At 41.9% G+C, this 14,988-nt stretch carries 13 protein-coding genes; 10 read left to right on the top strand and 3 right to left on the bottom strand.

The features are described 5' to 3' along the window. Nucleotides 1-133 precede the first annotated feature (133 nt). The 5 genes from JMX97_RS09215 (at nt 134) to lpxC (ending at nt 6,778) form a co-directional block, all read left to right on the top strand. Nucleotides 134-1,261 carry a D-alanine--D-alanine ligase gene (locus JMX97_RS09215; RefSeq protein ID WP_227671536.1) on the top strand — a complete coding sequence of 376 codons (1,128 nt, stop codon included), beginning with the start codon at nt 134-136 and terminating at the stop codon, nt 1,259-1,261. Between the two features lie 523 nt (nt 1,262-1,784). Beyond that, nucleotides 1,785-2,582, top strand: a complete 798-nt coding sequence (locus JMX97_RS09220; RefSeq protein WP_201557295.1) for a cell division protein FtsQ/DivIB — start codon at nt 1,785-1,787, stop codon at nt 2,580-2,582. Between the two features lie 174 nt (nt 2,583-2,756). Next, the gene (ftsA, locus tag JMX97_RS09225; RefSeq protein ID WP_201557297.1) at nt 2,757-4,049 is read left to right on the top strand and encodes a cell division protein FtsA; all 1,293 of its coding nucleotides are present in this window, start codon (nt 2,757-2,759) and stop codon (nt 4,047-4,049) included. Between the two features lie 273 nt (nt 4,050-4,322). Further along, nucleotides 4,323-5,510, top strand: a complete 1,188-nt coding sequence (gene ftsZ, locus JMX97_RS09230; RefSeq protein WP_201557299.1) for a cell division protein FtsZ — start codon at nt 4,323-4,325, stop codon at nt 5,508-5,510. A gap of 350 nt (nt 5,511-5,860) precedes the next feature. Further along, nucleotides 5,861-6,778, top strand: coding sequence for a UDP-3-O-acyl-N-acetylglucosamine deacetylase (gene lpxC / locus JMX97_RS09235; protein WP_201557300.1), 918 nt, complete (start codon nt 5,861-5,863; stop codon nt 6,776-6,778). 286 nt (nt 6,779-7,064) lie between these two features. On the opposite strand, the gene JMX97_RS09240 is transcribed toward lpxC, so the two are convergent. Further along, complete coding sequence (locus JMX97_RS09240; protein ID WP_201557302.1) at nt 7,065-7,580, bottom strand: hypothetical protein; 516 nt, start codon at nt 7,578-7,580, stop codon at nt 7,065-7,067. A 258-nt stretch (nt 7,581-7,838) separates the two neighbouring features. Between JMX97_RS09240 and JMX97_RS09245 the strand changes: the two genes are divergently transcribed. Further along, nucleotides 7,839-8,564 carry a CHAP domain-containing protein gene (locus JMX97_RS09245; RefSeq protein ID WP_201557304.1) on the top strand — a complete coding sequence of 242 codons (726 nt, stop codon included), beginning with the start codon at nt 7,839-7,841 and terminating at the stop codon, nt 8,562-8,564. A gap of 377 nt (nt 8,565-8,941) precedes the next feature. Here the strand turns inward: JMX97_RS09245 and JMX97_RS09250 are convergent, their stop codons facing one another. Together JMX97_RS09250 and JMX97_RS09255 are read right to left on the bottom strand one after the other, a co-directional pair. Next, complete coding sequence (locus JMX97_RS09250; RefSeq protein WP_201557306.1) at nt 8,942-9,673, bottom strand: hypothetical protein; 732 nt, start codon at nt 9,671-9,673, stop codon at nt 8,942-8,944. Nucleotides 9,674-9,815: 142 nt separating this feature from the next. Beyond that, entirely contained in the window at nt 9,816-10,127 is a 312-nt protein-coding gene (locus JMX97_RS09255; protein WP_201557308.1) for a YhbY family RNA-binding protein, read from the bottom strand. 308 nt (nt 10,128-10,435) lie between these two features. Here JMX97_RS09255 and JMX97_RS09260 point away from each other — a divergent pair, with 308 nt between their 5' ends. From JMX97_RS09260 to JMX97_RS09275, 4 genes are all read left to right on the top strand, one after another. Next, nucleotides 10,436-11,068: an RlmE family RNA methyltransferase gene (locus JMX97_RS09260; protein WP_201557316.1), complete on the top strand. Its 633-nt coding sequence runs from the start codon at nt 10,436-10,438 to the stop codon at nt 11,066-11,068. A 442-nt stretch (nt 11,069-11,510) separates the two neighbouring features. After that, a complete protein-coding gene (gene ftsH / locus JMX97_RS09265; protein ID WP_201557325.1) occupies nt 11,511-13,403 on the top strand; it encodes an ATP-dependent zinc metalloprotease FtsH in 1,893 nt (630 codons plus the stop codon). Nucleotides 13,404-13,587: 184 nt separating this feature from the next. Then, complete coding sequence (gene folP / locus JMX97_RS09270; RefSeq protein ID WP_201557327.1) at nt 13,588-14,496, top strand: dihydropteroate synthase; 909 nt, start codon at nt 13,588-13,590, stop codon at nt 14,494-14,496. A 147-nt stretch (nt 14,497-14,643) separates the two neighbouring features. Beyond that, the gene (locus JMX97_RS09275; protein WP_201557329.1) at nt 14,644-14,940 is read left to right on the top strand and encodes a succinate dehydrogenase assembly factor 2; all 297 of its coding nucleotides are present in this window, start codon (nt 14,644-14,646) and stop codon (nt 14,938-14,940) included. The last annotated feature ends 48 nt before the right edge of the window (nt 14,941-14,988 follow it).

Genomic DNA, 14,988 nt, shown 5'->3' on the forward strand with positions numbered 1-14,988 from the left:
TATAGAGTTATACCTATAAGATTATTCGTAGCTTGATAATATTGTGCCTATTAATGGTGTTCATTAAGATATCAGGTAAAGCATCAAGAAAATATTAGGAACTACATTAGGAACTACATTAGGAACCATCATCATGACCAGTAATAGCAACAGCAATAATAAAACAAATAGTGAAGCTTCTAATGATCTAACTGGCAAAGATCTAACTGACAACAATCAGGATTGGGGTGCGGTCAATATTGTCAACCCAGAGTCCGCACTGGCTGCTGCTGCTCAAACTGAGCAAGATGATAATAAAGTACCGAGTGGTGAGCAGAGTCAAAATACAGTAGTAGCGTCTAAGCCAGCGTTAGATGCTAGTGTGTTTGGCAAAGTAGCCGTTGTTTATGGTGGTAATAGTAACGAGCGTAGCGTGTCCTTAGATAGCGGCGCAGCTGTATTGCAAGCGCTACAAAATCAAGGCGTTGATGCCACTCATTATGATCCAAAGCATCAAGATATTGCTGAGCTGCGCGATTATGATCGTGTGTTTAACGTCTTGCATGGTCGCGGCGGTGAAGATGGCTTGCTACAAGGGGTATTGCAGTGGTTGGATGTCCCGCAGACAGGATCAGGTGTCTTAGCGTCGGCACTTGGTATGGATAAAATACGCACCAAGCAGCTATGGCAAGGATGCGGCTTATCGACCGCACCGTTTTCATTGCTTACTGCCAACACCGACTGGCAGCAAGTGGTTAATATGCTGGGGCTGCCGCTGATTATTAAACCAGTACATGAAGGCTCAAGTATTGGCATGACTAAGGTTAATCATCTTGATGAGCTTCCTGCCGCCTATGCAACTGCGGTTCAATGCGGCGATGCGGTGATGGCAGAGCGCTGGATTACCGGACGCGAATTTACCATCGTTATTGTTGATGATGAGGCTTATCCGGTCATTCGTCTAGAACCTGCTGACATTACCAACTTCTATGACTTTGAAGCTAAGTATAATCGTGATGATACCAGCTACTATATCCCTTGCGGCTTAAGCACCGCTGACGAAAAACATCTACAAGACTTGAGCCTTGCCGCTTTTCGCGCTGTTGATGCCAAAGGTTGGGGACGTATCGATGCGATGCAAGACGAGGCTGGCAACTTTTGGCTGCTCGAGATTAATACCGTACCAGGCATGACTAGCCATAGCTTAGTCCCTATGGCAGCCAAAGCTCGTGGTATGGATTTTGACACTTTATGTTGGCATATCCTAGCGCAGACTCTATAGTAATCTAAAGCGGCTTATAGCAATTACTATAGTAATTAAGTCGGCGCAATGAGAAAATGCCAGTTGCAAGAACCAGTAGCGATTGTTTAAAAAACTAAATATTTAGCGGAACGGAAATGGATAAGAAAAACGTTTAATGTATCGCTAGCCCTGCTACACCACAGCGTCATGTAATCTTGTGTAAATTCGTTAGTCATAGTATGGGTTAAGCTATTGTTTCACTGCAAAATACGTTAATATTGTAATGATTGGTCTACTTTGGTGACATTTATATTAATTTGTAAGTTTTTCTAATAAAATAGACAAGTAGAAAGCTTCAATAAGACTTATTAGTTAGACTAATAATGCTTTCTCGGTAATATTTAATGACTAAGTTATTTAATGACTAAGCTATCAAACGATCAAGAAATCAGAATCTCAAATAAAAATAGTAGCAACATACTGGTGTCTATTAAAGATAAATAGACAGATATAAGTAAATAGTGCCTATCAAGCATAGGCGAATATAGGAATAAAGGTCACTATGGCTCAAACTGTCAACGACGTAACTGACTTGATGAGTGATAAGACCCGTCGTCCGAAAGCCAGTTTCCAAATACCAATTGCCATTAAATATTTTTTTATGATGTTGGTAATAGGAATGTTGTTGTTAATATTGATAATGGGCGGTAAAGCGTTACGTGATGCGCCGCCTGCAGCTATTCATGTTAGCACTCAAGGCCTGACCGCCACTCAATACCAAGCCCTACAGCAGGTAATGGGCCAGCAGAGAGTGAGTAGTTTCTTTACCTCTGATTTACAGGTGTTAAGAGACATCACTATGGGTCTTTCTTGGGTCGATCAGGTTAGTATAACCCGTGATTGGCAAAACGGCATTGTGGTTAAGGCCTTGCCCAAGCAGGCAGTGGCTAATTTTGGTACAGAGCGGCTGGTTGATGCTAAGGGGACAGTATTTGTACCCGCTGATGACCGAGAGCTGACCCAAGTTCAGTTTGCTACCTTGCAAGGCGAGATGACCCAAGCGCCAGTTATTATGCAACAAATGCAGCAAATAAATGGTTGGTATGCACCCCTTGATATGCGGGTTGAAGACATTATTTTATCCCCAAGGATGACTTGGCTAATTCGCTTTGATAATGGACTTCGTGTTATTGTCGATAACGAAAATACCGCGCAAAAGTTGCTGAATTTAAGTCAGCTGCTCGGTAATCAATTAGACAGTCGCCGTGCTGATATGCAATCGATAGATTTACGTTATAAGAATGGTTTCACTATTGCTTGGAATATCAAAGCCCCGCAGACGGAAACTTCTGACGAGTAGTCAGCCCCTTAACTTATGTAGATAGTCTAGATAAATAGTATAGGTTGATAGTATAGATTAATTATTTAACATAAGAATCTTGCTTTCGATATCACAGCGTTTTATAGCGTTCATTCTAATGACTCAACAGGGACGTCATCCAGTCTCCTGTTTAGCGATAATTTGTTTGGTACCATGAAAAATACTGAAAATCTGGTTGTTGTTCATCTAAGTGCCACGGCAGTCTATGCCGTCATTGGCAGCGTTGTCTCTGCAAAAGACATTCGTATTATGGGTGTGGGACAAGTTAAAAACAGTGACTTTTATCAAGGTCAAATCAAACATCGTGAACGCTTACAAGGCGCGATCAAACAAGCCATCCAAGAAGCGGAAGATACTGCAAATTGCCGTGTGCACAGCGTTTGGCTGACCTTAGCAACACCTGAATTATCTAGTAAAAATAGTGCCGGTCATGTGGACGTAGAGGATGAAGTGGTGCGCGCTCAAGATATGGTACAAGCCTTATCTAATGCTAAGTCGCAAGACCTACCTTCTGATTATTATTTGATGCATTGTTGTCAACAAGGCATTTATGTCGATGACCAAGAGTTCATGGTTGATGATGCGATTGAAACAGTGGCGCACAATATTACTGTGATGTATCACATGATGATGCTACCTGTCGCCAGCCGTCAAAACATACAAAAACTATTACAAAGCTGTGATGTCGGGATCGATCATATTGTTTTCGATGCCGTTACCAGCGCCGAATATAGCCTAATGGCAGAAGAACGTCAGCAAGGTGTTTGCTTAGTGGATATTGGCGCCAGTAGTACCAGTATCTGTGTCTATAAAGAGAATAAACTGATCTTTACCCATTGTGTGGCAACGGGTAGTCATGAAGTGACCATGGATATCTCAGCAGATATCGGTATTTCGATGATAGAAGCTGAGAAACTTAAAAAATCTCATGGTACCGTTGATGTCCATAGCGTAGATCCCAGCTCGTTTTTTATATTTAGACCACAAGGTTTAAGCGATGAGATTAATGTCAATGTGTATAACTTGGCACGAATCATTGAAGCGCGTTATATCAGAATTTTTACTGAAGTGGCTCGTCAGTTGCATGAGGCTGATCTGCTAAGTTATATTGATCGCGGTATCGTACTTACTGGCGGTGGTAGTAGCATTAAAGGCATGGTGCCGTTTGCCAAAAAACTACTTAAAATGTCAGTAGTATTGACCAATACTCATCCTGACATTAGCGCTTATAACCATTTTGATAATGATGAATCGTTTAAGCAACTCAATAATCAGGTTAATGACCGTGCCTACTATACAGCTTTTGGTACTTTGTTATACAGCCAAAGCGAGCAGTTTCGCCACAGTGAAAAAAGCGAGCCTGAAGCCATTCAGAAAGGTCGAGTAAAAGGTGTGTTTCAAAGTGCAGGGCAGCGTTTTAATCAGGTACTAAAAAAAATATTGTAACAACATCTGCAAAAGTGCTTTGATAATAAAGGACGCACTTTACGAGATGTACCCAGATTATGACATTCAGATCATGCAACAGTGTGAAGAGCGATGTCAAAATCAAGGTTACAAGCAACAATGATATATTTACTTTCAAGCTTAAAATGGATTGTTTAAGCCGAAACCCTATTTTATTTAGAAACATTTATATATAGTAAGTCGATAGTACGTCATGCAAGTGTGTTACCACGTATTGCTCATCATGCTATCTGCAACTGGAGAATCTTTTTTATGTCAAAATACACTATGCCAGATGATAATCAACTTCAAAACAACGGTCAGGCTCGCTTCATCGTATTTGGTGTGGGCGGCGGCGGCGGCAATGCAGTTGAACACATGGTGCAACAAGGTATTAAAGGCGTGACGTTTGTTTGTGCCAATACTGATAAACAAGCCCTTGATCGTCTAACCGCTCCTCATAAGTTACAACTGGGTGCAAAGAGTAATCGTGGTCTTGGCGCAGGTGCCAATCCAGAAGTGGGACGCGAGTCCGCTGAAAGTGAAGAAGAATCTATCCGTGCCTTACTCGAAAACGCAGATATGGTCTTTATTACTGCCGGAATGGGCGGTGGTACAGGTACCGGTGCTGCTCCAGTAGTCGCACGTATCGCTAAAGAAATGGAAGTATTGACCGTTGCAGTAGTGACCACGCCATTCAAGTTTGAAGGTGGTAAGCGTATTAAAGCCGCTAAGGCTGGTATTGAACAACTGACTAATTTTGTGGACTCTATTATTACTATCCCGAATGACAAGCTAATGAGTGTCTACGGCAATCTTTCAATGCAAGACGCTTTCAAAAAAGCAGATGACGTGCTCATGCATGCGGTGCAAGGTATTGCTGAGACTATCGCTCGTTCAGGTCTAGTGAATATTGATTTTAACGATATCCGTACCGCGATGACTGCTAAAGGGCATGCGATGATGGGTATTGGCCGTGCTAGCGGTGATGATCGCGCACGTGAAGCGACTGAAAAAGCTATTAAGTCGCCATTACTTGATGATTTGCGTTTAGAGAATGCTAAAGGTTTGTTGGTTAACGTCATCTCTTCGCAAAGCTTATCACTAGACGAGTTTAGCAAAATCAGTGAAATCGTTGAAGGTATTACTGACACCGATGACGCTAATATTTTCTATGGCTCAGTGGTTGATGAGGATATGGGCGATGAGTTACACGTTACCGTTATTGCCACAGGTCTGACCTTAGATGAGTATGCAGAACCTGAGGCTCCTCAGCCAATCCCTTCTGTTACCAGCACACAACCGGTTGATCCTAATCTTCATACCAGTGCGTTGAACAGTCAAAAGCAGTCACAAAACCAGCTGTATCAAGACAGTATTACGCGCTCGCCTAGCCAAGAGCAACCGCAGACTAAGACCAACAGTATCCAAGATTATCTAAAACGTCAGCAGAATAAATAATTCAATTGTTTGGATGGGTGTTAGAGCTATGAATAGTTTTTAGTCTTGTTCTTTATTAACATTCTTATATAGTCTTTAGATACCTTCGTATAAATAAAAAACCAGCGCATTGACGCTGGTTTTTTTGTGGCTATCGGCTAAAAATGTGGTAAAACACAGGAATTTATTAACTTTTTTCTTATATTTTGTGTTCTTTCTACCCTCATAGTGAGTAAATTTTACTAGAAAATTCTTCATGATGAGCTATATCAATCAGAGAGATAAGTAATTAGCCTGTTTTAATTATAGCGAATCGGAGTCAAGTAATGGTACACTAGGGCAATTGTAACAAGATATGTGGGAAAGAAGCCATGAACCAACGAACCATAAAAACAGCTATAGCCCTCACAGGTATCGGTCTGCATAGTGGCGAACCTGTTGACTTAGAGTTTCATCCACAGCCTGTTGATACGGGAGTAGTCTTTGAGCGCTCCGATATTAACGGCAGCTCACCGATTCCTGCTAGTGCTTTTTTGGTACAAGATACTATGATGTCATCGAATCTAGTATTTGGTGGTACGCGTGTTGGCACCGTTGAGCATTTATTGAGTGCGATTGCGGGACTTGGCATTGATAACTTATTAATTCGAGTCTCTGCCTCAGAGATTCCGATTATGGATGGTAGTGCCTCACCATTCGTCGGCCTACTACTACAAGCTGGCTTGTGTGAACAAGAAGGTTTAAAAAAGTTTTTGAGAATTGTGAAACCAGTACGAGTAAAAGTTGAAGATAAATGGGCAGAGCTACGTCCTTATGAAGGGTTTGAACTGAACTTCGAAATTGATTTTGATCATCCTGCCTTTGATAAAGACTTTCAACATGCACAATTGCGTTTTTCCACTCAAAATTTCATTGAGGAGTTAAGCTCGGCGCGTACTTTTGGTTTTTTACGTGATATTGAGGCGTTACGACAGAATAATCTTGCCTTAGGTGGCAGTATGGATAATGCGATTGTCATCGATGATGAGCATATTCTTAATGCTGAGGGTCTACGTTTTGCCGATGAGTTCGTCCGTCATAAGATTTTAGATGCATTAGGAGACTTATATTTGATTGGCTATCCCATTTTAGGTCGTTTTAATGCCTATAAATCTGGTCATGCCTTAAACAATTTATTGGTACGTGAAATATTGTCAGACCAAAGTAACTTTGAAATTGTAACTTTTGATGACAATGTAAACTGTCCTATTGAGTATTTGTCTGTAGCAGAGTTAACTGTTGACGTTTGAACACACGAACATACACGATGTATCGCAACATTTACGTAAGATTACAAAGTTGGCCATACTTATCAGGATGATAATCGAAGAATAATATGGCAAAAGATTGATACATAAGTGGAAAGCTAGATAGTACCGTTACTTTGGGTCATAAAAAATCGTCTGGTGGCGACATTCATATTTTGGATGTTACCACCAGACGATTTTTTTTGTTTATAAAATCAGAAAATTCGTAAGATATTAATCAGATTTTCTTAATTTACTTACATAAGATTACATTGTAAGGTGAAGAATTTTACTCATCAACCAAGCGCAAAAGTGCTTTTTGAAGATTATTATCAGTGGTGACATGCTTTGCGGCCTGTGATATAGTCCGCTTTGTGTTTTGGCTAAAGGCCTGATTCTCATTGGCTTTATAAGACTTTGATAAGGTCGTCGACAACGCTGATTGTTCTTTACATAATAGGTTGTCAGCAGGATTCTGTGCTACCACGACCCTAATCTGCTTGAGTTGTTGAAATGTAATTGACTGCTCTGTTAACACTCGCAGATAGGCGTTTTGTAAGTAGCGAATATGATTGGCTGCGGTCATTGAGCCCACACTTAGGGTCAATTGCTCAGCTGTTAGTCCCACGACCCAACAGGTATTAAGTATTTCCTCAGGGAGACACTCTACCAGAAGCATTTTTACCTCATGGGTTGCCTGTGTATAGAGACGCATATTATCAGCAAGAGTTTGTGGTAGCGCGCTACCAGCGAAAGCTTGATGATCGATAAGCTTGGCGAGCCGATTGGGCTGTTTTTTTGACATCGAAATGACTCATCTACTAGGTGATAAAGGCGACAGTCACAGTAAATATGCTCAACACCAACATATATAAGATGGATAGCAAGCGATTTACGAGGTGATTGAACGGGCAATGATGCCAACGTTAGTTACTGTAGACCAAAGAGTGAGCTGTTGTACTTAGGATTTTATCATGTTTATTTGATGATAATGTTCACTAAATTAATTGATACTTCGTCATGGATGACGAGTAATCTTGTATTAACAATAGGTAGTAAATTTATGAAACAAGCTTTATTAATTTTGTCAGTATTGGGAATGGGCATAGCACAATCGAGTGGTGCTGTCGAAACGACCTTTCAACCGAATAATACCTTGACTCATACCATCACTAATATTTCAGCTTCTACCAACTATGGTTCTAACCGTAATATCTATAGTACTAATAGTGGCGCATACGTGTCTAGCAATGACGAAATCAGTCAAGCTATCGATAACTTAAGTGCTCATGCCAAACAAAAAGAATATCAGCTTGCCTCACTGACCAGCCGTTTGTCTTATGAGCGTCGTCAGCAAGCAAGCTCAGTGCCAGATCGTAATTCAGCGCCTGCTATTGCAGCTGCTCGCGCCTCAAAAGTTGCTTTATCTGGAAGCTCTGGATATTGTGCCCGTTATGTACGTAAAGCGCTACAATCTGCCGGTTACGAGTTTACACCTAACCCATCAGCATACCAATATGCCTCTCGTGGCACGCTTGCAGGCGCAGGCTTTAGCAAAATAAGTAATGATATGCCAACTCAAGTTGGTGACGTTATCGTCTATGACCGTAGCTCAAAGCGTCCACACGGCCACATCCAAATTTTTGATGGTACAGATTGGGTTTCTGACTTCCGTCAAAACGGTATTAGCCCATACAGTGGTGTCTATGCTTATACGACATGGCGCGATTCACAATACGTTGATGATGCATCAGACCGCGGCATCTACCTTGCTATGGCTGACAAATAAGATCTAATTAAGTCAGTTTTTAAGTAATAAGTTTAAAATTTTATCCAAACTCAGTATTGGTCTCGATGACCTTGCTGGGTTTTTTGCTTTTTGGATTATGAGTCTAAGCAAACGTAAATGCCATGGTCGAAACCTCAACACAGTCTATTTTTATTTATAGCTATTCAGGGCTATAGGTTCTATAGCCAGTACCAAATAAAATAGTCACACACATGGTTGCGTATAACTGGCAGAAATTTTTCTAGCTTGCTGTGTGACTGCGTCACTTTTCGATGCTTCGAAAATTTCTCCCAGCCATACTGTGTCCGTTTTAAAGGGGCTCAACTGTATTAATCGTTATTTCATAGATTCTGCGTATTAATAGCTATCTTAAACAGCTACTTAGCCAGCGCAGATTTATAATCAAAGCGTGACCAGTATTGTTGTTGATGAAAGTCAGGCGGAGAGGTATGGTTGGGTGCAAAATATAAAACAATCTCGCCAAACCATAAAATGACGCAAGGGTGTAATCGTTCAATAGTAATTGGATCAACGGCAAAAGGCTGATTGGGCAGTTGATTTAAGGGTAAACCAAAGCTACGCTCATAAAAGCATGGATCATGCTCATAATGGCTATGTGGCGTAAAGATGCTGTCAATCCAATCAATATGCGCGCGAGTCCTCCCATCTGTTCTTAATAGGGGATTCGGTGGTAGTGTTGAAGGATTACGATAGCTGTTAAACTGATACAAGGCATAACGACCGTCTGGGCTAGCATTGACCTCAATATAACCCTTTGCTTTACTGTTATTTACAGGGTTGTTGTTTAGAGAGTTGTCAGCGGCTATAAAATCAGTCTCTATAAAACACTCGAGACAGGTCTGCTCCCATAAATAATCGCTAAAACCAACCTGCTTTTGTTCCCATACTGGCCAGTTTAATTTAGCAGCTAAAGAAGGATGGGGCAGCTTGATTTGATACGTTAACCGTAAATACGGCTTTGGTTGCTGAATAATCGTTGCTCTGACATCGACACGGATACTTTGCAGTTGCTCAAGAGTCACGCCTAGCTGCTGAGCGTCGATAGCACTGGTTTCAGTCGCTAAGCGTAAGTTAAAAATTTGGCTCATAGGGCGTATTCATAATGGGTGGCTGTCGATTAAGCAATATAGATCAGGCAATATAAAAGCCGCGAGCAATGATGCGCCGCAGCTTTTATACATTATCATGTCTATTGGTTTACATTGCAGCGCTCAAGCTTGTAAATCCATACTACTGCGCATGGCGTACCAAGTTTGATAGCTTAGGGTTGGCATTGGGGTTTTTACGTAGTAATAATGCCATACGACCGATGGTATGAATGACATTAGCCTTGGCAGTAGTGGCAAGCTCAGTGCTGACGATATCACGATCGTGCTTGCTACCAGCAGGTAGTTTTACTTTGATTAGTTCATGATCGGTTAAAGCACGGTCAATCTCTTCAGTAATAGCAGGGGTGATACCATTGTTGCCAATCATGACCACAGGTTTGAGCTCATGACCGATACCTTTTAGGCGTTTAATCGTAGCGTTATCGAGTTCCATAAGATTCCTATACGTTAGTAAAAATAAAAGACAGTATTGTTAAAAAATTAATAATCATTATAAATAATATGCGCCCATCTTGCATGAAATCAGCAGGATTTTGCACGATTTTACGTGATGAAAATGTTAAACTGAATCTCTTACCACATTATAAACGCTACAGTCCTATAAAGCAGTGATTAAACTAAGAGAATTTAGACAGTTAAACAAATTAGCTGGCACTCACAGCTGTAATAAAAGACATAAAGAGTAAATAGTCCGGTATTTAAGCTTTGTAAAGTAATAATAAAGTAATAGGAGCAAGTATTTTGGCCACGCGTATTGAAAATAAAAAATTGTCAAAAAGCAGTAGCGCTTGGATGAAAGAACACATTGACGACTATTATGTGAAGCAAGCCCAAAAAGAGGGTTATCGTGCGCGTGCGGCTTACAAACTATTAGAGATAAATGAGAAGACCAAATTGATACGCCCAGGGATGACAGTGGTCGACTTGGGCAGCACACCTGGTAGCTGGTCACAAGTGGCAGGTAGATTGGTAGGTGAGACAGGAACATTAATTGCTTCTGATATTTTGCCAATGGACAAACTGCCAGATGTCACTTTTATTCAAGGTGACTTTCGGGAAGCAGAAATTTTTGACAGTATTATGGCAGAGGTCGGTGATCGGCAAGTGGATGTGGTGTTGTCTGATATGGCGCCCAATACTGCGGGTAATAGTGCCGTAGATCAGCCGCGAATGATGTATTTGTGTGAGCTTGCTGTGGATTTTTCCTTGGCAACCTTACCAGAAGGTGGCGCGCTGATTATGAAAGTGTTTCAAGGAGAGGGCTCACAGGAATTACGCAAGCAGATGCAGCCTAAATTTAGTAAAATTCGTAGTATTAAGCCAGCTGCCTCACGGCCACGGTCAAAAGAGATGTTTTGGATCGCGATTAAATAAACTACAGATTCAACAGGTTATGCTAATCTATTATTTTTTGATCAGTCTAAATAAATGAACTCACGACATTACAGAAACTGCTACATTTGTTAACTGAATAAGGGCAAGTCCTGCTTGAATTATTCAGGTTAGATCCACATATCATGGTATATTAACTTTGTTTTAAATATTTTTAAGAAGTATTTTTTAAACAAAGTCGTCTGATGATAAACGTTCCATAAGCTCAAACATTGATTAGCAGTTTGCAGGTCATTAATTTTCATTATTCTTTGATCCAAGACTTATCGCTATTTCTATAGTGTTAAGCTCAGAATGGCTACGATTTTAGTAATGAGATAAGCTGTAAATGTAAAGGGCAGATGCCTTTTAGATAATGGGAAATACGTTTATAGACGTCACGTGTTTAGTAAACACACCAATAAGTAAGGGATGGGAATAACTAGTGAGCGACATGGTAAAAAATACCTTATTGTGGCTGGTGGTAATCGGCGTTTTGGTGCTGGTGTTTAGCGGCTTTGATCAATCTACAGAGCCGGATAACCTTAACTATTCTGAATTTGTGACCGCAGTGTCAGAAAGTCAGGTAGCCAGTGTTGAAATTGACGGCGAGCAGATCACCGGCGAGAAGAAAAATGGCTCAGCATTTGAGACCATTAGACCAGCTGTGTCCGATGACCAGTTGATGCCCTTACTACGCGAGAATCAAGTCGATGTCGAAGGGACTGCGCCTAAACGTCAAAGCGTGCTGATGCAGCTACTGATTGCCAGTTTCCCAATTCTGCTGATTATTGGTCTATTCTTGTTCTTCATGCGTAACATGCAAGGTGGCGCCGGTGGTAAAGGCGGCGGTCCGATGAGTTTTGGTAAATCAAAGGCCAAAATGCTCACCGAAGATCAAATCAAGGTCAGCTTTGAAGATGTTGCGGGCTGTGAAGAAGCCAAAGAAGAGGTAGTAGAAGTTGTCGAGTTCTTACGTGATCCGGATAGGTTTACTAAGCTTGGTGCGACTATACCACGTGGTATCTTGATGGTTGGTCCCCCAGGTACAGGTAAAACTCTATTGGCACGAGCCATTGCTGGTGAAGCCAAAGTACCGTTTTTCTCAATCTCAGGTTCTGATTTCGTTGAGATGTTCGTTGGTGTCGGTGCCTCAAGGGTACGCGATATGTTCGAGCAAGCAAAGAAAAGCGCCCCTTGCATCATTTTCATTGATGAGATTGATGCGGTCGGTCGCCATCGTGGCTCTGGTACCGGCGGCGGTAACGATGAGCGTGAACAAACGCTCAACCAATTGCTAGTCGAAATGGATGGTTTTGAAGGTAATGAAGGCGTTATCGTCATTGCTGCAACTAACCGAGCTGATGTCCTTGATAAAGCGCTACTGCGTCCCGGTCGTTTTGACCGTCAGGTGCAAGTAGGTTTGCCAGATATTAAAGGTCGTGAGCAGATTCTAAAAGTGCATTTGCGTAAACTACCGAACACTACCGGTGTTGATGCCAATTCACTTGCTCGTGGTACTCCGGGATTCACTGGTGCACAGCTTGCAAACCTTGTAAACGAAGCCGCATTATTTGCAGCGCGTCGTAACAAGAAAAGCGTCGACATGAATGATTTTGAAGACGCCAAAGACAAGCTATACATGGGTCCTGAACGTAAATCTATGGTGATACGTGAAGAAGAACGCCGTGCTACTGCTTATCATGAGTCGGGTCATGCTCTAGTTGCTGAGCTGCTACCGGGTACTGATCCAGTGCATAAAGTCACTATTATGCCGCGCGGATTCGCCCTTGGGGTGACGTGGCAGTTGCCTGAGCATGATCAGACCAGTCTTTATAAGTCAAAAATGCTCAGCGATCTCGCCATCTTATTTGGTGGCCGTATTGCAGAAGAAGTCTTTATTAATCAGATGTCGACAGGCGCTTCTAATGACTTTGAACGAGCGACCAAAATGGCACGCGCCATGGTTACTAAATACGGTATGTCTGATGCGCTAGGTATTATGGTGTATGAAGATGACGATAGCTCACAAGGTTACTTTGGGGGCAGTCGTACTATCTCAGAAGCCACTCAGCAAAAGGTCGATGAAGAAGTCCGCCGGATGCTAGAGGAGCAATACGATATCGCGCGTGAGCTGATTGAAGGCAATCAAGACAAAGTGCATGCGATGGTCGATGCTTTGATGAAATGGGAAACCCTTGACCGCGATCAATTGCAGGATATCTTAGCTGGTGAAGAGCCTCGTCCGCCTAAGGTTTATCAGCACACAGAAGTTAATCTAGCAAAAGATAATATTAAAACGACTGGAGCAACGCCACCACCATTACCGGCGATGTAAAATCAGTAGTTAGACGGTATTATTTAGATAATATTAATGTAGAGTACAAAAAGCCCTTTTTGATAAAGGGCTTTTTTATGGTCGGCACTTTAGTACGGCATAAGTTTAGGACAGAGTAAGGTTTACTGATATGATGAGCCAATAGAGTTCTAAAACATTATCATTTAATTAAGACGGATAAGTTATGTCATTGTTCCAGCCTTTACCTGCTTATACCGTCACCAGCCGAGGTAAAGTTCTCGATTTATCTCAACCGCATATTATGGGCATCTTAAACGTAACTCCAGATTCGTTTTCAGATGGCGGACAGTTTAATACTGTTGATGCTGCCGTTGTTCATTGCCAGCAGATGCTAGAGGCGGGTGCAACCATTATTGATATAGGCGGTGAGTCTACGCGCCCCAATGCCGAGGCTGTGGCCACTACTGAAGAAACTCAGCGTGTCGTACCAGTGGTCGAAGCAATTCGCCAGCAACTTGGCGATGAGATTTGGTTGTCCATTGATACTAGCAATCCAATTGTCATGCAGGCCGCATTTGAAGCAGGCGCTGATATCTGGAATGACGTCCGTGCGCTCAAGCGTGAGGGCGCAGCAGTCATGGCGGCTAAACTCGATATACCGGTCATGCTAATGCATATGCGTGGTGAACCAACCACTATGAATAATTTAGCGCAGTATGACAAGGTGTTGAGCGAGGTCATCTCTGAGTTGGCTACTCGTATTGCTGAAGTGATTGGCTTTGGCGTAAAGAGTGATAAGATAATTATCGACCCTGGCTTTGGTTTTGCTAAGAACTATGAGCATCACTGCGAACTATTAACCCAGCTGGATAAACTACAAACGCTCAATTTACCCCTAATGTTTGGCATCTCGCGTAAGCGCTTTTTAGCCGAAGTATTGACTAAAAGTGGCGTGCAAGCAGTCGTGAAGACCGAAGCTGTAGAGCGAGATACTGTTGGTACTGCCGCTGGGCTATTTGCGCTACAGCAAGGGGCCAGTATTATCCGAACCCATAATGTGGCGATGATGCAGCAAGCGGTAGCACTATGGCGTCAGTTATCCGCGTATAATCATCGCCATCGCGAAGCTTAATGCTTGATATTTAATACTTAATAGCTAATCTCTAACACTTAATACCTTTTATGCAGCATTTAATATCGATCATTAATATCCTGCTATACCAATGCCTTATATTGCTATTCTAATTTAATTATAATTCTAACTAATGAGATCGCCTTTATGACCACAACAACTCAGACACCAGCAACCCAGCCAGAACCTACTAACGAGCAACGGCGTATTATTTATCAAGCTCGCCGTGGACTAAAGGAATTAGATTTTTATATCGGTCCATACGTAAAAGAGCTATATTTGACCGCAGATCCTACTGAGCAAGAAACTTTTGCTCAGATGCTGACTCATGAAGATCCTGATTTATTAGATTATTTTACCAATCAAAACAAACCAGAGAATGAAGCGATATGGGCGCTGGTCAATAAGATTAAAACCTGGCGTCATACCAAAGACCTGCTGTAGTCATTTGTCCCATCGCTATAGGAAATAAATGATAACTATCAGCTGCTT

The sequence above is a fragment of the Psychrobacter sp. 72-O-c genome (assembly GCF_904846605.1).
In the GTDB taxonomy this organism is placed as follows: domain Bacteria; phylum Pseudomonadota; class Gammaproteobacteria; order Pseudomonadales; family Moraxellaceae; genus Psychrobacter.